Source organism: Polaribacter vadi (genome assembly GCF_001761365.1).
Lineage (GTDB): Bacteria > Bacteroidota > Bacteroidia > Flavobacteriales > Flavobacteriaceae > Polaribacter > Polaribacter vadi.
Map to the genome: position 1 here is coordinate 2,467,505 of NZ_CP017477.1, position 24,276 is coordinate 2,491,780.

Genomic DNA, 24,276 nt, shown 5'->3' on the forward strand with positions numbered 1-24,276 from the left:
ATAATATCTTAATTTAATAATCCTTCTGACCATTCATAACTTCCAGGTTTAAGGGTAATATGCTTTTTAGGGTCATTGTCATATTGCATGCGTACAACGCCAGAAGCCAATTCAGCAATTGGCGTAAATGACTTCCAATGTAACTCCTCTAACAAATCATAAGCTGTTGCTCCGCCTTCAATAAAAACCTCATTAATATTCGAGGTTTCTATAAGTTTTTTTGCAATTATGCTCATCCGTGTTTTTAAATTTAGTGCACTATTTTCAAGTTGAATTCTATCATTTGAAACTCTTAAAATAATTCTTTCACGACCCTTATAAACATGAGCTATACTATTCATAAATTCGTTTAAAAATGTTTTATTAAGTTTTGTTTCTAGAAGGGTTTCAGGAAAAACAATTAAAGGCACGTTCAATTTATTTAGTGTTTTTGAAAACGCTATACTTTTAGGATGTGTACTTCCAGAAACTAACAAATAGTTACTCGAATACCTATATTCCTTTTGCTCGACCTTTGAATTTGTTAGTTTCATTTTTATCAAAAATTGTTCAAAAAAAGCGGCACTTCCTGCTATAATCATATCTTTTTGATATAAGTTGAGACACTCTGATAATGCTTCAACAGAATCACAATCTGGTATAAATATCCCTTTGGTATTTATTTCCTTAAAATCACCTGTATGAACTTCTAAAGTATGCTGTTTTGCAACATTATTAAGAATACGTTTTTTTACTGAAGATGTTTTTGCAGGAAAATCAGGGTCGTTTGCAAAACCTGTATTTTCTATTAAAATATCATTTATGTAATAAGAAGCATCCTTTATAAAACGATTACTTTTTGGATTTGAAGGTTGCAAAAAAATTTTATTTTTATTTGCTGCATCTGCCAAAGCTAAGAGCTCAATCAAAACATGCCCACGCAATACAGAATCACATTTTTTAAAAATGATATTTTTAGATTTTGAAATAACATCTTCCGCCAAATGAAAGTGCGTTTCATAAGCTTCATCTTCATCTTTAGAGCGCGTATCTGTTGCAATAACATTAATAATTGTTTGCTTTTCTGGAATTTTATCAATACCAAAAGATACACCTACCCCATAATGAAGACAAATTCCTGCGATTTCTGCTGCACCTGTTAAATCATCTGCAATTACTGTAATCATTAATTTTTATGTTTAGACATTATAATTGCATAATCTATAGCAACTAACATAGCATCTGCTGAAGCAATACCTTGACCTGCAATTTCAAATGCTGTTCCATGGTCTACTGAAGTTCGGATAATTGGCAAGCCTAAAGTGATGTTAACGCCTTTTACACTTTTCATGGTTTCTTTTTCATTATCCCATTTAAAACCTTCTAGTTTGAAGGGAATATGACCTTGATCATGGTACATAGCAATACAACCATCAAACTTACCTTGAACTGCTTTTACAAACATGGTATCTGGAGGAAAAGGACCTTCTACATGATAACCTAATTTAACAGCTTCTTCAATTGCAGGGATAATTTCATCTACTTCTTCATCACCAAATAATTGATTTTCTCCTGCATGTGGATTTAATCCTGCAACAGCGATTCTAGGTTTTTTAATGCCGAATTTTTTACAGGCATCATCCAATAAAGTAATTACCTCAAAAACACGGTCTTTCTTACATAAATCACAAGCTTTACGTAAAGAAACATGAGTACTTACGTGAATTACTCTAAAATTTTCATCTGCCAAAAGCATCGCGAATTTTTTAGTATTTGTATAATCCGCATAAATTTCTGTATGTCCAGAATATTTATGTCCTGCTTTATGAATCGATTCTTTATTAATGGGTGCTGTAACTGTAGCATCAATTTGGTTTGCTAATGCTAATTCAATATTTTTTATAACGGCTTCAAAAGCAGCTTTTCCTGCCATGGCAGTAACAACACCATATTGCAATTCTTTTTTATTTACATTTTTTAAATCGTAAACATCAACGATTCCAAATTCAAATTTGGCATCATTAACATCTTGTATCGCATTAATTTTTAATGATGATTTTAATGCATCCACTTCATTTTGCATAGTTTCTGCATCACCAACAACTAAAGGATTACAACGATTGTAAACATCTTTTAATGCTAATGTTTTTATAATTATTTCTGGGCCAATCCCTGCAGGATCACCCATCGAAATTCCTATTTTAGGTATCATTTTAAAGTAATTTTTTATAAATATTTATAGCATCTTCTTTGGTTACTTCTCTTGGATTATTTTTTAAAAGTCTTGTAACTTTCATAGCAATATCTGCTAATTCTGGAAGCGCATTTTCAGTTACACCAATATCAGCTAAATGCTTTGGAATATTACAAGATTTAGAAATTGCTTCAATTTTTTTGATTCCAGATATTGCGATATCTTCATCATTTCCTTGTGTTGTTATTCCTAAAGCGCGAGCTACCTCTGCATGCCTTTTCGGGTTTGCAGATAAATTGAATCGTAACACTTCTGGCATTAGAATAGCATTTGATAATCCATGAGCAATATGAAATTTTCCACCCAAACCATATGACAATGCATGTACAGCTGATGTATTTACTGGCCCTAGGCATAAACCACCATACATAGAACCTAATAACATCGCTGAACGAGCTTCTATATTTTTTCCATTTTTATAAGCTTCTTCTATATTTTCTGCAATAAGTTGAATCCCCTTTAAAGCATAAATATCTACAGTTGGGTGTGCGAATTTATTTGTGTAAGCCTCAATGCAATGAGATAGTGCATCAATTCCAGTTTCTGCTGTTAATTTAGGGGGTAAAGTAACTGTTAAAACAGGATCAAGATAACACGCGTCTGGCACTAGAAACGGACTAATAATTCCGCTTTTAGCTTGAGTTTCTTCATTTAATAAAATAGCATTTGGAGACACTTCACTTCCTGTTCCTGAAGTAGTTGGTACACAAATTAATTTAGCTGAACGCCCATTTAAAAAACCAATTCCAACAACATCTTTTAACTTTTGTGAATTATTAATAAGTGCTGCTAATAACTTAGCACAATCTAATACGCTTCCTCCACCAACTCCAATAACACAATCTGGATTAAACCCTTCATTTTCTTTTAACAACAAATTAAATTGGGCAAATGTTGGCTCACCTAAAAATCTATATTCTATAAGATTTACTTCTTTATTTTTTAGCTCAATATTTTTAACTATAGTACTTAAAACATCCAATAAAGGTGTTGCAACTAGAAATAGTATTTTGTTTGAATTCAACAAAATGGCATCTTCGGAAAGAGAGTTTATAATCCCTTCACCAAATGCAATTTTTTGAGGTTGTAATAATGTAATAGAATTCATTTCTATATAACTGTTAAATTTGTTTTTTTTCTTTTAATTTGAAATATCCGTAGATAGTAAGTTCTTCTTTTACTTTTTCTGATTTGAATAAGAAGCTTGCAAAATAACCTACCACTAGCACAATTAAATGACTATACACACCTAACATATATTTATGATGTGGAAAATTATACTTTCCTAAATCAAGAATTAAAGAATCTCCAATTTTTGTAGTTGTTAAAATAGCATAGCCAGTAAATGCTACACATACAGCAATACCAATATGTAAACCTTGCTTATTTGCTCTTCTAGAAAATAATCCTAAAAGAAAAACACCAACAATACCAGCTGAAAAAATTGCATATAATTTAAAAACTACTCCTAATACACCTTGTCCACTCCAAGCAGCATACAATAATGCTACACCTGCCATAGAAACTCCTGCAAAAAACACTAATAAACGACCAACAACTAATCGTTGTTTATCGTTACAATTAGGATTGAAACGTTGATAAAAATCTTCTACACCAATAGCTGCTAAACAATTCATATCAGAATCTAAACTAGAAACAGCAGCAGCAATTAACGCTGCTAAAACCAATCCTACAGCACCAATTGGTAACTCTGTACCAATAAAATAAGTAAATACTTGATCTGATGTCATTCCTTCTGGTAAAACTGCTCCTCCAGAATTGTAAAAAACAAACAACAAAGATCCAATTAACATAAATAATGCCCAAACTGGTACGCTTGCTAAAACACCAATGTAAGCTGCTTTTTTAGCATCTTTATCATTCTTTGCTGCTAAATATCGTTGCACAATGGTTTGATCTGTTCCATATTTTTGAAGTGCATAAAAAGCACCATTAATCACTAAGACCCAAAAGGTTAATTCTGAAAAACTAAAATCGTAAGGGCCAAAATCAATTTTTTTCATTGAAACTGCTTCATTTAACATGAATCCTGCTCCACCTTCTGAATTGAATAATAAAACTCCAATACACAACAAACCTCCGCTAATTAATAAAAATCCTTGAATAACATCCATCCAAATAACAGCTTCCATACCACCTAAAAGTGTTAGAACAATTATAATTCCGGTTAAACATAAAATGAAAGTAGTTACATCAATTCCTGTAAGTGTTGCCAATGCTAAACTAACCAAATACAAAACAGTTCCCATTTTAGAAAAATGAGTAAGAATAAAAGCTACTGAACTGTACATTCTTGCAAATGGACTAAATCTCCGCTCAAAATATTCGTAAGTACTTAGTCTTATCACTTTTCTAAATAAAGGAACAATTACCCAAATTAAACCCACTAAAACGATGGGAACCATAAGTCCTTGCACTAACAAAATCCAGTTAGATTTATATGCGGCTGCAGGATAAGCTAAAAAAGTAACACTACTAATTAACGTAGCGAATATTGAAACCCCAATAGCCCAAGCAGGTATTGTTTTACTTCCCGAAAAATATTGATCAGAACTTTTTTGTCTATTAGCAAAGTAAAATCCTGCACCTAAAGTAAATACTACAGATATAATTACAATAACAATATCTACCCAATGAATATTTAACATAATAGTTTTGTTTTATTTTATCTCCGTTAAAGGTGGCATCATTGTTTTATTACAAAATCCTTTTTTATTCATTAAGAATTTTAAGAAAGCTAAAGATTCTCCTAACGTTTTATTCTTTTGATATTCTTTTGCGATAGCATTAATTTCTAATTGCCATTTTTCACAATTTTTCCAATCTTTATTTAAAGCTGATTCGTATAGTGATTTATACATTTCCGGAACATAATTTCCAGTACTTGGTACAATACCATCTGCACCTAATTTTAAGCTACCAAAACTTTGTGCTCCCCATCCGCAGAAAAATGAAAAATTAGAATTTTCTTTATACCAATCAATACAAAACTTCATACGCTTTAAATCTCTTTCAGAATCTTTTAAACCCCAAATATTTGGATGTTTAGAAAGCTCTTTAACAACTTCTAAAGGAATGGACATTTGAGTTGTTGCTTTGATATTATACATCATTACTGGACCAGAAATTTTATCTGCTAATGTTTGATAAAAAAGTAACATTTGATTTTCCGATAAACCATAATAAGATGGCAAAGTTGCCACAACACAATCTGCTCCTAAAGCAATGTATTGATTACCTCTTTTAATTAAATTATCTACTTGATTACCAACCAAACCAACATAAATACATTGATTAGTTCCTTTTACTTTTACAGATGTTTCAACTAATTTAAGACTCTCTTTTTCATTTATTGAGCTTGACTCTCCTGTAGTTCCAAGAACTAAAGGATGGATTCCATTTTCTGCAAATAATTTAATGATGCGCTCTACAGCTATAACATCTATAGTAAAATCTTTATTTAAAGGTGTTACCATTGGTACAACTACTCCTGAAAACCTTTTCTGCATATCTTATAATTTTGAAATAAAGCAATTTAAAATGCTTTTTGCAATATTATTAATTTAACAATAATTCGCTGTTATTTTTGAGCGTTGACCAATTATGTAAATAAAATATTTTAAATTTTACTTAAATAAAAAGGACATGCGTTAAATGCATGTCCTTTTCTATATTTAACTATTAGTTTATGAATTAATTTACCAATAATTTTAATGTTTTATGACCTTCTACAGTTTTTATAGTTGTAATATAAAGACCTGCTTTCATATCAAAATTAATATCTTGAGTAGTATTAAATTCTTTTACTAAAGCCCCTGTAATACTAAAGATTTTTACTTCAGTTTTAGAAGTTACATTAGAAATATACACTCTGTTTTTAGCTGCTCTAATATCAGTTGAAATTACACCTACATTTTTGTCTACAGAAAGAGTTCTCTTAAAAACTCCGTTTTCATATATTTTAGTTTCAAGTCCTGTCCCTAAAGAAACATCTACTTGACCTAAGTAAATTCTATAAATCCTTATTGTACCCCCTCTATTAGAAAGACTGTATGTACCAGCATCTACTGCTTTAAATTGCATTACTCTAACTGCTTCATCACCTGTGTCTGCCCCATCAATTGGACCTGTTGGACTTCCTTTTCCCGCTCCAAAATCATCAATATCTACTGGTGTTCCTGTACCTCCGAAAGATTCAAACTTTATATAACCTGTACTAAAACCTAAAGTTCCATCTCCCTCAATATCTGTATATTGTCCAGAACCAACAACAGTTACCCATTGTCCTTTCTCTAAATTTATTAACAAACCTCTACCACCACTTCTGTTGTATCTTTTTTCACCTGGTGTAGTATATTGTAAACACCCAGGGAATAAATTTTTATCCATTCCATCAGGCATTTCTACACGATCTTCATAACGTGTAATATCATTTCTAGTTGTAAAAAGTCTATCACTATTACTATCTCTTTTAAATACTAAATCTGCTGAACCATCTAAATCTGCTAAATTTTTTGGCTTTGTATACTCACTTCCACCACTTAAAAGCGTACCTCCTGGAGGCGTTGGTGAAGAACCTTTTGAAGATACCGTAAAATTCCCACTTGCATAATTAGCATTAAAGGTGGCATTATAAATTGCTTCTACACTTTGCCCATCTTCGTTTTCATAACCTTCATTAGGTGTTTTTGTAACACCGTTTTCATCAACATATACAATTTGCCTGTTATAATTAGCAAAGGCATTCAAATAATCCAAAGGCATTACATTGGTATAACCTGCTCCTAATTCTTTTGCTCCAAAATCCCAATATTTAATACCTTGAGCATTATAAGTTGTTGAAATAAAAAACATTGGTAAAATTAATAAAAGTAATTGTTTTTTCATTTTGTTATATTTTAAATTAGAGTTATTTATTTTATACTAATTCTTCTATTTTAGAAAAAATAAAGATATAAATAATAAATACTATTCGTATGTCTTTTTGTACAACGGTCAATTTTATAAATCAAATTACTTAAATTTTGTAATTTATAAAAACATAAACCTCAGGAACATTAGTAATCGCAACATGAAGACATGCAACTCAGCTTTTTTCAGTTAGATGACCCAATTTTAGAAAATATTCGTGAAGAAATATTAACGATTAATATTGATACATTAACTCCCATTGAAGCATTGATGAAGTTGAATGAGATTAAGAGAATGTTGGTGAAAAAAAATGGTTAATAATTTAGAACAAGGCTTTTTTGGTATAGGAATTCAGAATGGAAAAACGCCTGAAAATTTAGGTGTTCTTTGGAGGTCTGCACAAAATATGGGTGCAAGTTTTATCTTTACTATAGGTAATAGATATGCAAAACAAGCTTGTGATACACATAAAGCAACAGGTGCAATGCCTTATTTTCACTATAAAAACTTCGATGAATTCTTTAAAAATTTACCAAAAGGTGCAATGTTAGTAGGTGTAGAGTTAGATGAAAAATCGGTTCAATTAGAAACTTTTAATCACCCAAAACGTTGTGTGTATTTACTAGGAGCAGAAGATCATGGTTTATCTAAATTAGCCATTGAAAAATCGCATTATTTAGTAAAATTTAAATCTGACTTAAGCTTAAATGTTTCTGTAGCTGGTAGTATTGTAATGTATGATAGACAAGCAAAAATAAATTTTAACCTTTAATAAAGAATTTTGTCTTTTTTTGCTATTTATATATTGTCAATCTTATGAATGAAGACATGAAAGTATTATAAAAAAATAAAACCTAAAAGCACAAGGCCTTTAGGTTTTAGATTCTAGGGGTAAGTTGAATTGGTTTTCTTCTAAATAGTCCTTTTTAAATCTAATAATTTGTTGGTAGCATTTATATATGCATTATAAATAGCTTCGTACTTAATAAGTTCTTCAAAACTATAAGGTGCTTTTTCTAAACTTCCTATAATTTTATCGCCATTTGCTATTTTTGTAGGTGCAAAACCATCTATAACATCATGATGACCTATAGCAATTGCGCCTTCAAATTTATTAATTTGTAAATTTTCTACAGCTAATAAGCTTTTATTTCCAGAAGCTCTATCTACAAGATATACTTTTGCGTTAATGTTGTTAGCTCCTCTAATCTTTTTTACAATGTTTGTTTCTACATAAAACATAACATCAGAAGAAGGTCTGCATTCAAACTGTTGTTTGGATAGCATGTCTACTACATTAATTGCTTCTAAATTTAAACTTGATTTTGGTAAAGTTGTTGTTTTTGTACTAAAAGCAAATATACCAATTAACACCACAGCTAGCGCTGCGATTTTTTTAAGGGATTTCATTATGTGGGGTTTTTTTAGGGTTACTGAAAGCAAAGTTAAACCTTTTTATGACATTTGCAAGTTTATGCAAAAAAAAAATTTATTTATTAACAAAAAAAAGAGCGAAACCCTAAAATGCTTATACACAAAACACTATACTTAAAATAATGGTTATAACCTTTTTTGTAATTAAAAAAAGTATATAAAAAAAAGTAAAATTTTTACAGATACTTTTGAATATATTTACTAGAATAACTATTATATTTGTACTACTATGAATACTACTATTTTATTTATTGGTGGCCCAGAGGTTTTTGTAATCATGTTAATTGTGGTGATGGTTTTTGGCGCGGATAAAATTCCTGAGATTGCAAGAGGTTTAGGAAAAGGAATGCGTCAAGTAAAGGATGCTACAAATGATATTAAAAGAGAAATTAACGATAGCTCTAAAAAGCATGGTTTAGATACAGATATTAGTAAAGACATTAAAAAAGAAGTTGATAGTGTTAAAGATAAAATCGATGATTTAACTGGACCTATCAAAAGACAGTTTTAATTTTTTTTTATTCTTCTACTTTACTCTACTAATTGTTAAACCATCTCTAATAGGTAATAACACAGTTTCTAATCTATTATCAGAATTCAATAGTTTATTATATTCTAGCAGCACTTTAGTGTCTATATCTTTCGGATTTAATTCTTCTACAATTTTACCACTCCAAAGTACATTATCTGACAAAATAATACCTCCAGGTTTCATTTTATCAATAATCAAATGAAAGTAATTGATGTAATTAGATTTATCTGCATCCATAAAAACCAAATCGATTTGCTCATTTATGGTAGGAATAATATCTAAAGCATTCCCAACTTTTTGTTCTATTTGATCTCTAAAACCAGATTTTTCGAAATACTTATTTTGTAAACTTTCTAATTCTTCGTTTTTATCAATCGTAATAATTTTTCCTTCGGATGTTAAGCCTTCAGCAAAACACAAAGCAGAATAACCAGTATATGTTCCTATTTCTAAAATAACTTTCGGTTGTATTAATTTTGAAATCATCGCCAAAATTCTTCCTTGATAAGCACCACTTAACATTCTAGGATTTAATACTTTTTGCCAAGTTTCTTTGCTTAATTCTTGTAGAATTTGAGGTTCTTGTTGTGAATGTTCCACAACATAATCATCTATTTTTTCTGGTAAAAAATGCATATTTAAGTTTGGTTGAGCGAAGTTGTAATAGAATTGTTTGTAACGTCTTTAGATTATTCGCTAAAGACGATATCAAAAATACAAAAAACGGAATTTATATTTCTATAAATCCCGTTTCAATCTAACAAAAAATCAAAAATTGTAGCTTATCAAACTACAAAACGTTTATAATCTCATTTTTTCAAATTCGGCAGCTAATTTTTCTTTATCTGCTTTTGAAAGACATTTTTTATGTTGTTTGCAATCAGCAGCTTTTATACCAAATAAAAGCGACATTTTATTATTTTGTATTGAGTACAATTTACAAAATTTGCATTGTAAAAAGTGCCAATTTAATCTTAATTTTTCTATAAATGAAGCTTCTTTATACTGGCTTTTATCGCAGATTGTTGTAGCTTCATCACAAGTTACCTTAAACTTTTTAAACATCTTTTAATTATTAAACCAGTTATCTTCCATGCACTTTCTTAATTGAGTTCTAGCTCTGTGAATAATAACCCATAAATTTGACGCTGTTATATCTAATTCCTTACAAATTTCTTCAGTTTCAAACTCTTGAATGGTTTTCATTCTAAAAACCAACGCATATTTTTCAGGTAAATTATCTATACAAGTATCAAGTTGGTTTTTTAACTCTAGGTTTTCTATGTCTTTTTCTGTTTCGTTATTCCAACTTTGTGGCACACGTTCTTCAAGCCAACTTCCTTCATTTTCTCCATCATCATAAAAATTCATTCTTACTTCAGCTTTGCCTTTTTTAGAATTTATTTTTCTATAATAATCTATTACTTTTCTTTTTAAAATAGATACTAACCAAGTTCTTTCTGTAGATTTGCCTTGAAAATTTTTTGCAGATTTAAGCGCAGCATAAAAAGCATCTTGTACTAAATCTTTTGCAACATCACTATTATTAACTCGAACAACAGCATAATTAAATAAATAATCAGCGTAATTGTCTATCCATTTATCAGGGTTTAAAGTAATTTCTTCTTGAGGCATTTTAAATTTTAAAGAAATCAAATATAACGCTATTTTTTTTCTTTTAATGCGTTGCAATTGTCTCTTCTTCTCATATCAACTAAAAAAATAATCTCCCACTTTCCATTATTATTAAACAACTGAAAAGAATTAGCTCCACAATGACTAAAATTGCCATTCAAATAAAACTCATAAGGTGTCCAAACTGAAGCTAAATTCCCATCAATTTTAATATCAAAAGAAAGTAATTTTTCAAAATAAATATGTTCTGGCTTTTTATTGGCTACAGAAGTTAACAATTTTTCTTTTGTATCTGTTGTTAATGTATTTTCTCCTAATTTATTTGTGGATGTTGTTTGTATTTTTATATCTCTATGAAGTGTAGTACTTACTATTATACTATCGCCCTTATGCAAACCTTCAAAAAAAGTTTCAATAACCTTTTTTACTTTCAAGGAATTAGTTTTAACAATATATGCTTGCGTGTTTTTTTGTGCTGATGTTGTTAGTGTAAAAACTAGAGTTACTAAAAGCGGAATAACTTTTATCATTATTAAATTGTTTTTAAGATTTAAAACTATAAAAAAGTAGGTATTCACCATAAACTAACCAAACTTACAAAATATTAACTTGTTAAAAGTCTATTGATATTTCTTACATTTACGTCCACAAAAAATAAAAAAATATGTCTGTAGCTAAAAAACAGTATAAGAGAATTACTGTAAAATCTTTGGTAGAAATGAAAGCAAATGGAGAAAAAATTTCCATGTTAACTGCTTACGATTATACCATGGCTAAAATATTAGATAGTGCAGGTTTAGATGTGCTTTTAGTAGGTGATTCTGCCTCTAATGTTATGGCTGGTCATGAAACTACATTACCAATTACTTTAGATCAAATGATTTATCATGCAAGTTCTGTGGTTAGAGCTATTGAACGTGCTTTGGTGGTTGTAGATTTACCTTTTGGTAGCTATCAATCTGATCCAAAAGAAGCTTTACGTTCTGCCATAAGAATTATGAAAGAAAGTGGTGGACATTCTATAAAATTAGAAGGTGGTAGAGAAATTAAAGAATCTATAAAACGTATTTTAAACGCAGGTATTCCAGTAATGGGACATTTAGGTTTAACACCACAATCTATTTATAAGTTTGGCACTTATACAGTTAGAGCAAAAGAGGAAGAAGAAGCAGAAAAATTAATGGATGATGCTTTGTTGTTAGAAAGAATTGGTTGTTTTGCTATCGTTTTAGAAAAAGTACCTGCTAAATTAGCTAAAAAAGTAGCTGATGCTTTAACAATTCCTGTAATTGGAATTGGTGCAGGAAATGGTGTTGATGGGCAAGTTTTAGTAACTCATGACATGATTGGAATGACCCACGAATTTCATCCTCGATTTTTACGTAGATATTTAGATTTATATGCTGATATGACTGGCGCTTTTAAAAACTATATTGCTGATGTAAAAAGCGGCGATTTCCCAAGTGATAAAGAGCAATATTAAAATTCATCTTAACTACCTACAAAACTAATAAATCCAAAAAATAAGGATAGCTTTATTAAAAAATGTTCCTATAAAATAAAATCTATTAAGAGTAAAACTACATTTTATTCTTGCCAAATATTCAGTTGACTATCAGTAACTTTGTAAAGTAAGATATAAATGATAAACGAATGAATTTAACAATTGAAAACATACTGTTAATTGGCTCTTTACTGCTTCTTTTAAGTATTCTTGCAGGTAAAACTTCGTATAAATTTGGAGTTCCTACTTTATTGTTATTTTTAACAATAGGAATGCTTGCAGGCTCTGATGGGATAGGTGGTATTCTTTTTGACGATCCAAAACTTGCTCAATTTATTGGCATTGTGTCCTTAAATTTTATTTTATTTTCTGGAGGTCTTGATACAAACTGGACAGCTGTTAAACCGATTCTTAAAGAAGGTATTGTTTTATCTACATTAGGCGTTTTTTTAACTGCGGTTTCACTGGGAACGTTTGTTTGGTTCATTACAGATTTTACTATTTATGAAAGTTTACTTTTAGGCTCTATAGTTTCTTCTACAGATGCTGCTGCAGTCTTTTCAATTTTAAGAGCAAAAAGTCTTGCTTTAAAAACAAATCTAAGACCTACTTTAGAGTTAGAAAGTGGTAGTAACGATCCAATGGCTTACGTGCTTACAATAGCATTTTTAACATTAGTAATAAATCAAGACCAAAGTTTCTTTTCTATAATTCCATTGTTTTTACAACAAATGATTTTTGGTGGAATTGCAGGAATTACGTTTGGCTTTACTAGCAAATTCATCATTAATAAAATAAAACTCGATTTTGAAGGTCTTTACCCTGTTTTAGTAATTGCGCTGATGTTTATTACGTTTTCAGCAACTACTTTTATAGGTGGTAATGGGTTTTTAGCCATTTATATTTGTGCTGTTTATTTAGGAAATCAAGATTTAATACATAAAAAAACCATTTTAAAAATGTTTGATGGTTTAGCATGGTTAATGCAAATTGTACTATTCCTTACTTTAGGATTACTTGTTTTTCCATCTCAAATAATCCCTTATATGGGAATTGGAATATTAATCTCTGTTTTCCTAATATTGGTAGCAAGACCTGTTGGCGTGCTCATTAGCCTTCTATTTTTTAAAATGAAATTTAGAAGACGAATGTATATTTCTTGGGTTGGTTTGCGAGGAGCAGTTCCTATTGTATTTGCTACTTACCCTCTTTTAGCAGGAATTGACAAGGCAAATATGATTTTTAACATTGTATTTTTTATCTCAGTTACTTCAATTTTAATTCAAGGAACCACACTTTCTATTGTTGCAAAATGGTTAAATGTTGGTTTACCAGAAACACAAAAAAAATTAACAGGTACAGATTTACTAATGGAAGAGCATCCAAAAGCTGAAATGAGAGAAATCTCTATAACAAAAGAATGTTTTGCGCTAGATAAAAAAATTGTTGAATTAGGTTTTCCTAAAAATGCAATAATAGCGATGATTAAAAGAGATAACAGCTATATAATTCCAAATGGTTTAACAAAAATACAAGTTTACGATACGCTAATTATACTCGCAGACAAACCTCAAATTTTTGATGAAGTTTATAAAACACTTCAAATTACCAAAAAACAAGAGGAAATCATATAAGTTAAAAACTAACAATGAAAATCCTACATTTAGACGCTAATCACTCTTTATTAATACAACAATTAAACGATTTAGGTTTTATAAATGATGAAGATTACACATCTTCAAAACAAGAAATTGAAGCTAAAATTCATAAATATGATGGTTTTATTATTAGAAGTCGTTTTAAAATTGATAAACATTTTCTTGACAAAGCAACCAACTTAAAATTTATTGGAAGAGTTGGTGCTGGTTTAGAAAATATAGATTGTGAGTATGCTACATCAAAAAACATCGAACTAATTGCTGCTCCAGAAGGCAATAGAAATGCAGTTGGCGAACATTCTTTAGCTATGCTTTTATCATTATTTAATAAACTAAATAAAGCTGATAAAGAAGTTAGAAATGGAAAATGGCTACGTGAAGAAAACAGAGGAATTGAACTGGATGGAAAAACTGTAGGTTTAATTGGCTATGGAAATATGGGTAAATCGTTTGCAAAAAAACTACGTGGTTTTGATGTTGAAGTGCTTTGTTATGATATAAAACCTACTGTTGGTAATGAAAATTGCAAACAGGTTTCTTTGGCTGAATTGCAAGAAAAAACCGATGTTTTAAGTTTACATACTCCAGAAACAGCACTTACAATAAACATGGTAAATACTCAGTTTATCAACAATTTTAAAAAACCTTTTTGGCTGATAAATACTGCACGTGGAAGGTCCGTAAACACAAATAATTTAGTTGAAGCGCTAAAGTCTGGTAAAATTCTAGGTGCTGGTTTAGATGTTTTAGAATACGAAAAATCGTCTTTTGAAAACCTTTTTACTAATCATAAAATACCTGATGCTTTTCAATATTTAATTGGTTCAGAAAATGTTTTACTTTCTCCTCATGTTGCAGGTTGGACTTTTGAAAGTAAAGAAAAATTGGCACAAACAATTGTCGATAAAATAAAAGAAAAATTTTGCTAACTTACTGGTTTTAAAACATCAACCTAAATTTAAAAAAGATGACTTACGAAGCAGAAACTCCAAAGGAATATATTGAGCAATTGCCAAAAGAACGTCAAGAAGCCATACAAAAGTTAAGAACAGTTATCAAAAACAACTTGCCTAAAGGATTTGAAGAGGGAATTTTATACAAAATGATTGGTTATTTTGTGCCACTTTCTAAATATCCTAATGGTTACCATTGTCAACCAGGAACTCCATTGCATTTTATAAATATTGCATCCCAAAAAAATTCTGTGAATCTATATCATAGTGGAATTTATTCTAATCCAGCTCTTTTAAATTGGTTTGTTGCAGAATATCCTAAACATTGCAAACGCAAATTAGATATGGGTAAGAGTTGTATTCGTTTTAAAAAAATGGAAGAGATTCCTTTTGATTTAATTGGTGAATTATGCAGTAAAATTACTGTAGATGAATGGATTAAAATTTATGAAAATGCATTAAAAAAATAAATATTATGAAAAATAGAGTTACAGGAATTGGTGGTGTTTTTTTTAAAAGTGATGATCCAAAAGCGTCAAAAGACTGGTACAAAAAACATTTAGGTTTTAATACAGATGATTATGGATCCACTTTTTGGTGGAAAGATAAACAAGGAAATGATTGCTCCACTCAATGGAGTCCTTTTCCCAAAAAAACCGATTATTTTGAACCTTCAAAAAAAGACTTTATGTTTAATTACAGAGTCGAAAATTTAGTTGAACTTTTAGCTGAATTAAAAAAAGAAGGTGTTACTATAGTAGGAGAAATGCAAGAGTTTGAATATGGTAAATTCGGTTGGATTTTAGATAACGAAGGCAATAAAATTGAACTTTGGGAACCTATTGATGCAGCTTTTAAATAAACACTAAACCCTTTTAATTATGAAATTTTTATCTAATTACCCAACAGAAGTTTTAATTCTATTTTTTTTAATTGTAACTTTTGTACAATCTGGAATCGACAAATTATTAGATTGGAAAGGAAATGTTTCTTTTATCTCTGATCATTTTAAAAACTCACCTTTAAAAAATAGCGTTCCTATATTATTAGGCGTTATTTTAATTTTAGAAATAATTGCAGGTGGATTAATGATTTTTGGAGTTTACCAATTATATACTTCAGGCGTAAAAGAAATTGCATTATTAGGAATTGAACTTTGTGCTGTCGTTTTAATTTTCTTGTTAATTGGACAACGTCTTGCAAAAGATTATGCAGGAGCAATGTCCTTAGCTGTCTATTTTTTGATTACACTTTTAGGTGTATATCTATTAAATAGCTAAAATTTATCATTTTAATTTTCACAATCAATTATATTGATAAAAGAAGCCTTTAAAATTTGCGTTTTAAGGGCTTTTCTCATTTTAAGAAGGTTATTGTATTATTCTTATGTAAAAAACGGATTTACACTTTTAAAAATCGATTTTTATTGCTTTTTTAACAGATATATTAAAGAAGAATACTCATTTGTGTCTTTTGCTTTTAAATTTGATGTAAAACCTTTTTGAAAAGATTTTACAGGATTCATTTTTCCTGATTTATATTTTTCACTTAAAAGAGAAACATAATAAGCATCAAATTTCATTGGAAGCGTATTTTCTACAATCATATCTACTTCAGAAAATAATTTAGGGATTGATGTTTGCGAAAAATGCCATAAATGTCTTGGCACATCAAAAGCAGCCCAATGTTGTTTATAATATTTTGCGTCATAACTTTTATAATTAGGAACTGCAATAATCAATCTTCCTTTTTCAGAAAGTAAATTTTCTAACTCAGAAATATATTCTTGTAAGTTTTCTACATGTTCTAAAACATGCCAAAGTGTAATAACATCGAATTTACTTTTTTTGATTTTTGATAAATCTTCATGAAGAATAATTTCTTTTTTTGCTGCAATATTTCTTGCATCTAAATCTGGTTCTGTTCCAAAAACATTCCAAGAATTATCTTTACAAACTTTTAAAAAATCTCCTGTACCTGCTCCAACATCTAAAATATTTTTTGTGGATGTTCCAAAAGAATTGATCAACTTTAATTTTCTTTTTAAAGTAATATTTTTTAAAGATTGGTACACTTTATCCAATACCGATTTTTTAGAATCTGTATGAGAAATATAGTTTTCACTTTTGTAATAATCTCCTAAATTTTTTGGAACAGGAACTGTAACCAACATATCAAATTCAGTGTTCTTTTTTACATGATATAGTTCTCCAGAAACTGTGTAATCTTTACACTCTAAAAAAGGTTCTAGGTTTTTATAAAAGTCTATTTTTTTATTCATTTATGATACTACTTACTGTTGATATTTTCTAATTATTAAGTCGATTCAATTAGAAACTTAAAAACTAATTATTGAAAAATTGTTCTATTTTTTTAAATTGTTCCACGAGGAACAATCTTGTTTTATAAAAAACAAAGACGCAAAAAGATTCGCAAAGAGCGTAAAGATTTTCATCTTTATAAATTTTAATTTAAGTAACTAAACTCTGAACATATGGAATTAAAAATATTTAAAAAAACAAATGTTCCTTGTGGAACATTTGTTTTTTCTAAGTAAGTTTCTTCCCTTTTTTAAAGATTAGAATGGTTTTTTTTATCTACCCATATACACTAATAACACAGAAATATCACTTGGAGAAACTCCACTAATTCTACTTGCTTGAGAAATAGAAGTTGGTTGAATTTTCGTTAACTTTTCTCGTGCTTCAAAAGATAATGATTGTAATTTCTGATAATTAAAAGCAGCTGGAATTTTTACATTCTCTAACCTATTTAACTTGTCAGCATTGTTTTTTTCTTTATCAATATAACCAGAATATTTCAAGTGAATTTCAGCTTGCTCGATTACTTCTTTATCGATAGCGTTCTCTTCTAAAAACACACTCAATTTCTTAATATCTTTAAAGTCAGAAAAATCTAATTGTGGTCTTGCAGCAATCTTAAACAACTTCATAGATTGATTAATTAGCGCCAAATTTTTAGCTTCTAAAATAGGATTTATCTCATCTTCCTTAACGCTAGTTTCGTTTAAAAATTTGATTAATAAATCTGTTTTACGTTGCTTTTCTAAAACTCTATCCAAACGTTCTTTTGATGCTAATCCTAATTCATACCCTTTTGGAGTTAATCGTAAATCTGCATTATCTTGTCTTAATAAAGTTCTATATTCTGCTCTAGATGTAAACATTCTATAAGGCTCCTCTGTACCTTTTGTAATTAAATCATCAATTAAAACTGCAATATAAGCTTCGTTTCTTTTTAAGATAAATGGTTCTTTTCCTTGCGTTTTTAAAGCCGCATTTACACCAGCCATTAAACCTTGTGCAGCTGCTTCTTCATAACCTGTTGTTCCATTTATTTGACCAGCAAAAAACAAGTTTTCAATCAACTTAGTTTCTAAAGAATGTTTTAATTGTGTTGGCTGAAAAAAGTCATACTCAATAGCATAACCATACCTTAAAAACTTTACGTTTTCGAAACCTTCTACAGCTCTTATGGCTTTGTCTTGAATATCTTCTGGAAGCGAAGTTGAAAATCCATTTACATACATTTCACAAGTTGTCCAACCTTCTGGTTCAATAAACATTTGATGTCTTTCTTTGCTTGCAAAACGATCTACTTTATCTTCTACAGAAGGACAATATCTTGGTCCTGTAGATTTAATTCTACCATTAAACATTGGCGATCTATCAAACCCTTCACGAAGCAATTCGTGTACTTTTGGATTGGTATATGTTAACCAACAAGAACGTTGCTTTGTTAAATTTTTTGTAGTTGGCAAATAAGAAAATTTCTCTGTAAATTCATCTCCAGGTTGTTCTATCATTTTAGAATAATCTAAAGAACGCCCATCTACTCTTGGAGGTGTTCCTGTTTTCATTCTACCTGCTTCAAAACCTTTTGCAACTAAATCTTCAGTAATTCCTGTGGATGCTCCTTCACCTGCTCTACCTCCACCAAAACTTTTATCACCAATATGAATTAATCCATTTAAAAAAGTACCAGCAGTTATAATGACAGTTTTCGCTATTATCTCTAAACCTAAAGCTGTTTTAACTCCAATAATTTTATTTTCATCAAATAATAATCCGTTTACAGAATCTTGATAAAAATCTACATTTTCAGTTTGCTCTAACATAGTTCTCCAACACTCTGCAAATTGCATTCTGTCAGATTGCGCTCTTGGACTCCACATTGCAGGTCCTTTCGATTTGTTTAGCATTTTAAACTGAATAGCTGTCTTATCAGTTACAATTCCACTGTAACCTCCTAACGCATCTATTTCTCTTAAAATTTGTCCTTTTGCAATTCCACCCATTGCAGGATTACAACTCATTTGCGCAATATTTTGCAAATTCATTGTAATTAATAAAGTATGTGCACCCATATTTGCAGCAGCAGCAGCAGCCTCACTTCCTGCATGGCCTCCACCTACTACAATTACGTCGTATGTTGTTGTAAATAAACTCATTATCTTAATAGTTCCACGTGAAACTTTTCTTTTATTAAATTGATTATCAAAACTTTAAAACCGATAAAGCTTTATTTTCCTCTTTTCTCATCAGCATTTTTTCATCAGCAGATTTATCTTTTAAACCCATATAATGTAAAATTCCATGAATCATAACTCTGTGAAGTTCTTCTTCAAAAGTTACGTTATATTCTTTAGCATTTTCTTGAACTCTTTCTATAGATATAAAAATATCTCCGTTTATTAATTTCCCTAAAGAGTTATCAAAGCTAATGATATCTGTTAACGTATCATGTTGTAAAAATTCAACATTTAATTTTAATAAATATTCGTCATCACAAAAAATATAGTTGACTTCTCCAAGTTCAAATTCTTTATCTGAAACTACTTTTTCAATCCAATTTTCTAATTGAGTTTCGTTTTCTAAAGCAAACTCAGTTTCATAATTATACGTTATCATAATTACTCTTTCTTTACGTCAGAAAAGTATTCTCTGACTTTCTTTTTATAATTTTGCTGCAAAGGTAAGGATTGTCTGTTTAATATCTCTATTTGATTGTAAAACTGCTTTTTAAATTCTAATGCTTTTGCTTTATTCCTTAAATTCTCTATTTGATTGGTGTTTGCTTTTCGTTTTTTATCTTTCCCTTGTTCTAAAGCTGCTTTTTCTAATTTTAATAACTCATAATTTAGATTTTGCATTTTTTGAAGGGTTCCTGCATTAAAACCTTTTTCCAAAATTTCATTTTCCAAATCTTCCATCGTTTTTAATGCTTTTTTTGCATTTCCATTTCCATTCGGATTTCCGTTTTCGCTTTCTTTTATGGCATTTTGTAATTCTTGCCTTAATTGAGATTGCTCTTTAAATATTTCGTATAATTCGCCATCTAAATCGTCATTAGAACCTTCTCCATCTCCACCAGGTTTTCCATTTTCTCCAGACTTCCCTCCTTTTCCATCTTTTCCACTCTCTCCTTTTTCGCCTTCTTTCTCTTTTGCGCCAGGTTTTTGTCCTTTTTTATCTCCATCTTTTTTCATTCCATCTTGCATTTTTTTAGATAAACCATCTTGTTTTTTAATTAAATCTGGCAAACTAAAACCTTGTCCTTTTCCCTTTTTTCCTTTGCCCATTTTCATAGACATGTTATTTTGCATGCTATTTAGCATGTTACTCAAATAATCTGCTAAATTATTAGTGGAAGTCATTACATACCGTTGATTTGAAAGTCCGTTATTAAATCTATTCTCAGAAAAATTCTCTAAAGATTGGTCTAAATTATAATGCACAGAAGATAAATCGTCTTGGATTTTGGTCGATATTTTTGGCAAACGCATTGCTAATACATACAAACTATCATCTATATGTTCAAAATATGTTTTAATCTCATTTTGTTTTTTTAAGTCATTTCCAAAATCTGGATGTGAAGTAGAAGTCTCACTAAACTTTTCCATTAATCCTTCTTGTTGAAATGAGAAAATAACCAAGTTTTCTAAAATTTTACGCAAATCTTCTATATTTTCTTCCATAGATTCTCCTTGCATATCCATCATCGCTTTTTGCATTTTAGCACTCATTTCTTTCATCTTTTTAGATGATTTCTTTTGGCTACTTTTTGCTTCTTGCTTATTATTCTTTTCTAAGTTTTCTTCAGATTTTTTTAGTTCGTCATCAATGTCTTCCTCTTCTTGGTCAACATCTGGCAATTCCATAGGTTCTTTTAACTTCTCATTATCTTGGTTCAATTCATCAAGTTCTTTTTTAATAGCGTCAAACTCTTTTTTAATTTGCTTTTGATCTTCTAAAGAACCTTCCTCCTTGTTTTCTAAATTCTCTTGTTTTTTTGATAATTCATCAACTTTATTCGCAATTTGCATCGCTTTTTGCTCCACATAAAAACGTTTTACCATTTCTAAAGTTTTCTCTAAACTACGCTGTTGTTGTTTATTTTGTTGTGCTAATTCTTTGGCTTTTTGTACTAAATATTCCTTGTTTAATTTATCAGCCATTTTCTGAATTTCATCCAGCAGCTTTTGTTGCTTATCTAATTTTTTTAACTCTTTAATTCTTTCTTTTAAATCTTCTTTTTTTTCTTGTAACGTTTTATCTTTCTCTTCTTTTTCGTCTAAATTTTCTTGTAATTTATCCGTTTGTTTTTGCATCATTTCTTTGTATTGTTCTTGACGCTTAATAAAATTTTCTACTTTCTTTTTATCATTAAAATTAATGCTCTTTTTATTCTGTAAATCTTGCTGAATATTTTCTAATTGTTCTTGCTGCTTTTTCTGTTTTTGAACGGAATTCTCTAAATCGTTAATCGTATTTCTTTGCTCTTGCAACAACTCCTCCTCTACTTCATTTTCTGTTTTTTGTCGATATTTGAAAACTTTACTTTTTGCTTTTTTATTTCCATTTACAGCATCGTTATCTGAAACTTGAAAATATAATTCATAATTAATTCCATTTTCTAAATTTAATCCATCAGGAAATTGATAGAAAAATGTTTGAATATTTTGTCTTGTAATTTGCAAATTGAATTGTTGTTTTCTTTCTGCATTTTCTTCATCATAATAAATCAACTCTAATTTTCGCAAACCATAATCATCAGAAATCTGACCAGCAAATTGTGCTGTTCCACGTGAAATACTATCAATATTTGAAGTCACAGAAATTATTGGAAACTCATCTTTTATAACATCCACAGAAAACTGTAAATTCTCATAATCTTGTAAATTTTTGTTTGATGACGATATTTGATAATTAAGCGCATTTTTTATTTGCTGTTGATGTTCAAAATTATCATCAGAAACCATCTTAAAATTTTCTCTTTTATCATTGTTGATAAAAGCCAACTCATCTGTTTGCGTCGTTTTTACATTCCAAGTAATCTTAGTACCTTCAGGAACTGTTAAATTTCCAGAATTCTGAATTCTTTCACTTTTTCGTCCTAAATAATTTGGATACGCTAAGTCTAAAGAAATGTTATTAATTGTTGGTGTTCCAATGATGTTAATTTGATAATCTTGAGATTGAATTCCATTGGCTTCAACATAAAAATTGATGGGTTCTTGCACATCAGAAAACGTATACGAAAAAGAAGCATTGCCATTATTTTGCAAAAAGTATTGCTGATTATCGAATACAATTTTAGCTTCATTAGGAATTACTTCTCCAATGGTTTTAACTTCAATTTTTATCGATTTTCCTTGAATAACGTTTAAATTTTCATTCATCAAAGAAAACAAAAATGGCGCTGGTGGATTGTAAGCAGTTCTATGATTTACAACACGTTGTAAACTTTCAGTTAAAGAACCATTACTAACTGTAAATAAGCTAATTACATAAATTAAAACAGGTATAATTGCATATTTTAAATACTTTTTATTCTCTTTAAAATCAACTGCTTTTACAAACGGAATTGGTTGTAATTCTGCAGATTTCTGATTGATACTTGCCAGAATCAAATCCGATTCTTGTACGTTTTCTTTTAACTGTAAAACGTTTAATAATTTGTCTCGAACTTCAGGAAAATGTGCTCCAATAATTTTTGAGGATGCTGTGAAAGAAATTCCCTTTCGAAATCCTATTAGTTTAAAAATAGGAATTGCTATAAATCTAATTAATAAGAAAACTTCAACAGCAATAAAAAGCCAAAATAAAATAGTTCTAGCAGTTGGTTTTAACCATAAAAAATACTCCAAAAAAAGTGTAAAAAAGAAGTACAAAAAACCTAATGAAAAGAATAGAATTGCTCCTTTTATCAACTCATTTATGTAATACTTTTGGGTAAACTGATGTAATTTTTTCTGTATGTTTTCGAATTCGCTCATAATCAACAAATAAAAGTACTAATTTTGGTAAGATTTTAAAGCAAATATTTGTTAAAACAATTTGTAAGTATTTACGTCTTAAAACAACTAAAAATTTATAAACCAAAAACATGAAATCTATAACCTTACTTTTTTCGCTATTTATAACTTCTACTCTATTTGCTCAAAGTCCTTGGACCAAAGAAAAAGGAGATTTGTTTTTGAATATTTCTTACACAACAATATCAGATTATAATGAAATTTTTGGAGATCCAGATTATTTTGCAAACGGAAAAATAACTGATAATACATATCAAATTTATAGCGAATATGGTTTATCAGATAAAACTACATTCATAGCAAGTATTCCACTAAAAAGTATTTCTGTTGATAACTTTGTTTATATAGATCCTGCTATTAATTGTGCTGGCGATTGTTCTGAGCTTTTAAACTTTAATAAAACAGCTTTTGGAAATATTTCTTTAGGTATAAAACATCAATTTTATAATAAAGGTTGGGTTATTTCTGGACAATTTGTTACACAATTTAATACAAGTACTTTGGATGCAAAATCTGGAATTAGAACTGGTTATAATGCTTATACGTTTACACCTCAATTATTAGTAGGCAAAAGTTTCGGCAAAACATTTTTTCAATCTCATATTGGTGTAGATGTAAGAACGAATGATTATAGCAATAATTTTAAAATTGGTGGCGAATTTGGTGGAAAGGTTTTAAAAAATATTTGGTTAATTGGCTTTGTAGATGTTGTAGAATCTTTTGATGATGGCAACAGAATAAATGATAATCCGTTAAATGGTTTATACCAAAATGATCAAGAATATGGGGCTTATGGTTTAAAGGCAATTTTACAATTGTGTGATCTTGGAGTTACAGCAAGTTTTGCAAATGCTTTTTCAGGAAATAATGTTCCAAAACAAAGTGCTTTTTCTATTGGTATTTTTAATACTTTTTAAAAGGAAAAATTGATGAGTCTCACAAATTAAAGAATAACTAAATTTTAAAACTTTTAAAAATATTTAAGCACTTTTACATTCAATTATTTTTCTTCCTTCTAATTTCCATTATCTCTTAGAAAAACTATCTTTGTAGCATT

General features: G+C 29.4%; 24 protein-coding genes and 1 pseudogene. 10 read left to right on the forward strand and 15 right to left on the reverse strand.

What is annotated here, in order from left to right; genetic code table 11:
• Positions 1–8: 8 nt before the first annotated feature.
• From LPB03_RS10610 to LPB03_RS10635, 6 genes are all read right to left on the reverse strand, one after another.
• Positions 9–1,166 (reverse strand): four-carbon acid sugar kinase family protein, encoded by a 1,158-nt coding sequence (locus LPB03_RS10610; RefSeq protein WP_065319590.1) that lies wholly within the window; start codon positions 1,164–1,166, stop codon positions 9–11.
• The gene (gene pdxA, locus LPB03_RS10615) at positions 1,166–2,191 is read right to left on the reverse strand and encodes a 4-hydroxythreonine-4-phosphate dehydrogenase PdxA (protein WP_065319591.1); all 1,026 of its coding nucleotides are present in this window, start codon (positions 2,189–2,191) and stop codon (positions 1,166–1,168) included. Before pdxA ends, LPB03_RS10610 begins: the two co-directional genes overlap by 1 nt.
• Position 2,192: 1 nt before the next feature.
• Positions 2,193–3,341, reverse strand: coding sequence for an iron-containing alcohol dehydrogenase (locus LPB03_RS10620; RefSeq protein ID WP_065319592.1), 1,149 nt, complete (start codon positions 3,339–3,341; stop codon positions 2,193–2,195).
• Between the two features lie 13 nt (positions 3,342–3,354).
• Complete coding sequence (locus tag LPB03_RS10625; RefSeq protein WP_065319593.1) at positions 3,355–4,902, reverse strand: sodium:solute symporter family protein; 1,548 nt, start codon at positions 4,900–4,902, stop codon at positions 3,355–3,357.
• A 12-nt stretch (positions 4,903–4,914) separates the two neighbouring features.
• Positions 4,915–5,763, reverse strand: a complete 849-nt coding sequence (locus LPB03_RS10630; RefSeq protein ID WP_065319594.1) for a dihydrodipicolinate synthase family protein — start codon at positions 5,761–5,763, stop codon at positions 4,915–4,917.
• Positions 5,764–5,947: 184 nt separating this feature from the next.
• Positions 5,948–7,141: a T9SS type A sorting domain-containing protein gene (locus tag LPB03_RS10635; protein ID WP_065319595.1), complete on the reverse strand. Its 1,194-nt coding sequence runs from the start codon at positions 7,139–7,141 to the stop codon at positions 5,948–5,950.
• Between the two features lie 180 nt (positions 7,142–7,321).
• Here LPB03_RS10635 and LPB03_RS16635 point away from each other — a divergent pair.
• Positions 7,322–7,483, forward strand: a pseudogene (locus tag LPB03_RS16635) (hypothetical protein); the annotation flags it as partial.
• Positions 7,476–7,937: an RNA methyltransferase gene (locus LPB03_RS10640; RefSeq protein ID WP_065319596.1), complete on the forward strand. Its 462-nt coding sequence runs from the start codon at positions 7,476–7,478 to the stop codon at positions 7,935–7,937. The pseudogene LPB03_RS16635 and the gene LPB03_RS10640, both read left to right, overlap by 8 nt.
• Positions 7,938–8,077: 140 nt before the next feature.
• Here the strand turns inward: LPB03_RS10640 and LPB03_RS10645 are convergent, their stop codons facing one another.
• Positions 8,078–8,575: a hypothetical protein gene (locus LPB03_RS10645; protein ID WP_065319597.1), complete on the reverse strand. Its 498-nt coding sequence runs from the start codon at positions 8,573–8,575 to the stop codon at positions 8,078–8,080.
• Positions 8,576–8,828: 253 nt separating this feature from the next.
• Between LPB03_RS10645 and LPB03_RS10650 the strand changes: the two genes are divergently transcribed.
• Positions 8,829–9,110, forward strand: a complete 282-nt coding sequence (locus tag LPB03_RS10650) for a Sec-independent protein translocase subunit TatA/TatB (RefSeq protein ID WP_065319598.1) — start codon at positions 8,829–8,831, stop codon at positions 9,108–9,110.
• A gap of 15 nt (positions 9,111–9,125) precedes the next feature.
• On the opposite strand, the gene LPB03_RS10655 is transcribed toward LPB03_RS10650, so the two are convergent.
• From LPB03_RS10655 to LPB03_RS10670, 4 genes are all read right to left on the reverse strand, one after another.
• Entirely contained in the window at positions 9,126–9,767 is a 642-nt protein-coding gene (locus LPB03_RS10655) for an O-methyltransferase (RefSeq protein ID WP_065319599.1), read from the reverse strand.
• Positions 9,768–9,932: 165 nt separating this feature from the next.
• A complete protein-coding gene (locus LPB03_RS10660) occupies positions 9,933–10,196 on the reverse strand; it encodes a hypothetical protein (RefSeq protein WP_065319600.1) in 264 nt (87 codons plus the stop codon).
• 3 nt (positions 10,197–10,199) lie between these two features.
• Positions 10,200–10,766 carry a sigma-70 family RNA polymerase sigma factor gene (locus LPB03_RS10665; RefSeq protein ID WP_065320113.1) on the reverse strand — a complete coding sequence of 189 codons (567 nt, stop codon included), beginning with the start codon at positions 10,764–10,766 and terminating at the stop codon, positions 10,200–10,202.
• 29 nt (positions 10,767–10,795) lie between these two features.
• Positions 10,796–11,296 (reverse strand): nuclear transport factor 2 family protein, encoded by a 501-nt coding sequence (locus LPB03_RS10670; RefSeq protein WP_065320114.1) that lies wholly within the window; start codon positions 11,294–11,296, stop codon positions 10,796–10,798.
• A gap of 134 nt (positions 11,297–11,430) precedes the next feature.
• On the opposite strand from LPB03_RS10670, the gene panB reads away from it, so the two are divergent.
• From panB to LPB03_RS10700, 6 genes are all read left to right on the forward strand, one after another.
• Positions 11,431–12,249 carry a 3-methyl-2-oxobutanoate hydroxymethyltransferase gene (gene panB, locus LPB03_RS10675; RefSeq protein WP_065319601.1) on the forward strand — a complete coding sequence of 273 codons (819 nt, stop codon included), beginning with the start codon at positions 11,431–11,433 and terminating at the stop codon, positions 12,247–12,249.
• Positions 12,250–12,419: 170 nt separating this feature from the next.
• The gene (locus LPB03_RS10680) at positions 12,420–13,904 is read left to right on the forward strand and encodes a potassium/proton antiporter (RefSeq protein WP_065319602.1); all 1,485 of its coding nucleotides are present in this window, start codon (positions 12,420–12,422) and stop codon (positions 13,902–13,904) included.
• 14 nt (positions 13,905–13,918) lie between these two features.
• Positions 13,919–14,857 carry a 2-hydroxyacid dehydrogenase gene (locus LPB03_RS10685; protein WP_065319603.1) on the forward strand — a complete coding sequence of 313 codons (939 nt, stop codon included), beginning with the start codon at positions 13,919–13,921 and terminating at the stop codon, positions 14,855–14,857.
• A gap of 38 nt (positions 14,858–14,895) precedes the next feature.
• Positions 14,896–15,351, forward strand: a complete 456-nt coding sequence (locus LPB03_RS10690; protein WP_065319604.1) for a DUF1801 domain-containing protein — start codon at positions 14,896–14,898, stop codon at positions 15,349–15,351.
• 5 nt (positions 15,352–15,356) lie between these two features.
• Positions 15,357–15,743, forward strand: a complete 387-nt coding sequence (locus LPB03_RS10695; RefSeq protein WP_065319605.1) for a VOC family protein — start codon at positions 15,357–15,359, stop codon at positions 15,741–15,743.
• 19 nt (positions 15,744–15,762) lie between these two features.
• Positions 15,763–16,161 (forward strand): DoxX family protein, encoded by a 399-nt coding sequence (locus tag LPB03_RS10700; RefSeq protein ID WP_065319606.1) that lies wholly within the window; start codon positions 15,763–15,765, stop codon positions 16,159–16,161.
• A 143-nt stretch (positions 16,162–16,304) separates the two neighbouring features.
• Here LPB03_RS10700 and LPB03_RS10705 read toward each other — a convergent pair whose 3' ends face one another.
• The 4 genes from LPB03_RS10705 to LPB03_RS10720 form a co-directional block, all read right to left on the reverse strand.
• Positions 16,305–17,162, reverse strand: coding sequence for a class I SAM-dependent methyltransferase (locus LPB03_RS10705; RefSeq protein ID WP_065319607.1), 858 nt, complete (start codon positions 17,160–17,162; stop codon positions 16,305–16,307).
• A gap of 312 nt (positions 17,163–17,474) precedes the next feature.
• The gene (gene mnmG, locus LPB03_RS10710) at positions 17,475–19,352 is read right to left on the reverse strand and encodes a tRNA uridine-5-carboxymethylaminomethyl(34) synthesis enzyme MnmG (protein WP_065319608.1); all 1,878 of its coding nucleotides are present in this window, start codon (positions 19,350–19,352) and stop codon (positions 17,475–17,477) included.
• Positions 19,353–19,398: 46 nt separating this feature from the next.
• Positions 19,399–19,812 carry an rRNA maturation RNase YbeY gene (ybeY, locus tag LPB03_RS10715; RefSeq protein WP_065319609.1) on the reverse strand — a complete coding sequence of 138 codons (414 nt, stop codon included), beginning with the start codon at positions 19,810–19,812 and terminating at the stop codon, positions 19,399–19,401.
• A 2-nt stretch (positions 19,813–19,814) separates the two neighbouring features.
• Positions 19,815–23,180 (reverse strand): DUF4175 family protein, encoded by a 3,366-nt coding sequence (locus LPB03_RS10720; protein ID WP_065319610.1) that lies wholly within the window; start codon positions 23,178–23,180, stop codon positions 19,815–19,817.
• Between the two features lie 110 nt (positions 23,181–23,290).
• Between LPB03_RS10720 and LPB03_RS10725 the strand changes: the two genes are divergently transcribed.
• Positions 23,291–24,136, forward strand: a complete 846-nt coding sequence (locus tag LPB03_RS10725) for a hypothetical protein (protein WP_065319611.1) — start codon at positions 23,291–23,293, stop codon at positions 24,134–24,136.
• Positions 24,137–24,276 lie beyond the last annotated feature (140 nt).

Bases quoted from the DNA above. Each gene is read 5' to 3' on its own strand.
- LPB03_RS10610 (WP_065319590.1), bottom strand. From the start codon at position 1,166: ATGATTACAGTAATTGCAGATGATTTAACAGGTGCAGCAGAAATCGCA.
- pdxA (WP_065319591.1), bottom strand. From the start codon at position 2,191: ATGATACCTAAAATAGGAATTTCGATGGGTGATCCTGCAGGGATTGGC.
- LPB03_RS10620 (WP_065319592.1), bottom strand. From the start codon at position 3,341: ATGAATTCTATTACATTATTACAACCTCAAAAAATTGCATTTGGTGAA.
- LPB03_RS10625 (WP_065319593.1), bottom strand. From the start codon at position 4,902: ATGTTAAATATTCATTGGGTAGATATTGTTATTGTAATTATATCTGTA.
- LPB03_RS10630 (WP_065319594.1), bottom strand. From the start codon at position 5,763: ATGCAGAAAAGGTTTTCAGGAGTAGTTGTACCAATGGTAACACCTTTA.
- LPB03_RS10635 (WP_065319595.1), bottom strand. From the start codon at position 7,141: ATGAAAAAACAATTACTTTTATTAATTTTACCAATGTTTTTTATTTCA.
- LPB03_RS10640 (WP_065319596.1), top strand. From the start codon at position 7,476: ATGGTTAATAATTTAGAACAAGGCTTTTTTGGTATAGGAATTCAGAAT.
- LPB03_RS10645 (WP_065319597.1), bottom strand. From the start codon at position 8,575: ATGAAATCCCTTAAAAAAATCGCAGCGCTAGCTGTGGTGTTAATTGGT.
- LPB03_RS10650 (WP_065319598.1), top strand. From the start codon at position 8,829: ATGAATACTACTATTTTATTTATTGGTGGCCCAGAGGTTTTTGTAATC.
- LPB03_RS10655 (WP_065319599.1), bottom strand. From the start codon at position 9,767: ATGCATTTTTTACCAGAAAAAATAGATGATTATGTTGTGGAACATTCA.
- LPB03_RS10660 (WP_065319600.1), bottom strand. From the start codon at position 10,196: ATGTTTAAAAAGTTTAAGGTAACTTGTGATGAAGCTACAACAATCTGC.
- LPB03_RS10665 (WP_065320113.1), bottom strand. From the start codon at position 10,766: ATGCCTCAAGAAGAAATTACTTTAAACCCTGATAAATGGATAGACAAT.
- LPB03_RS10670 (WP_065320114.1), bottom strand. From the start codon at position 11,296: ATGATAAAAGTTATTCCGCTTTTAGTAACTCTAGTTTTTACACTAACA.
- panB (WP_065319601.1), top strand. From the start codon at position 11,431: ATGTCTGTAGCTAAAAAACAGTATAAGAGAATTACTGTAAAATCTTTG.
- LPB03_RS10680 (WP_065319602.1), top strand. From the start codon at position 12,420: ATGAATTTAACAATTGAAAACATACTGTTAATTGGCTCTTTACTGCTT.
- LPB03_RS10685 (WP_065319603.1), top strand. From the start codon at position 13,919: ATGAAAATCCTACATTTAGACGCTAATCACTCTTTATTAATACAACAA.
- LPB03_RS10690 (WP_065319604.1), top strand. From the start codon at position 14,896: ATGACTTACGAAGCAGAAACTCCAAAGGAATATATTGAGCAATTGCCA.
- LPB03_RS10695 (WP_065319605.1), top strand. From the start codon at position 15,357: ATGAAAAATAGAGTTACAGGAATTGGTGGTGTTTTTTTTAAAAGTGAT.
- LPB03_RS10700 (WP_065319606.1), top strand. From the start codon at position 15,763: ATGAAATTTTTATCTAATTACCCAACAGAAGTTTTAATTCTATTTTTT.
- LPB03_RS10705 (WP_065319607.1), bottom strand. From the start codon at position 17,162: ATGAATAAAAAAATAGACTTTTATAAAAACCTAGAACCTTTTTTAGAG.
- mnmG (WP_065319608.1), bottom strand. From the start codon at position 19,352: ATGAGTTTATTTACAACAACATACGACGTAATTGTAGTAGGTGGAGGC.
- ybeY (WP_065319609.1), bottom strand. From the start codon at position 19,812: ATGATAACGTATAATTATGAAACTGAGTTTGCTTTAGAAAACGAAACT.
- LPB03_RS10720 (WP_065319610.1), bottom strand. From the start codon at position 23,180: ATGAGCGAATTCGAAAACATACAGAAAAAATTACATCAGTTTACCCAA.
- LPB03_RS10725 (WP_065319611.1), top strand. From the start codon at position 23,291: ATGAAATCTATAACCTTACTTTTTTCGCTATTTATAACTTCTACTCTA.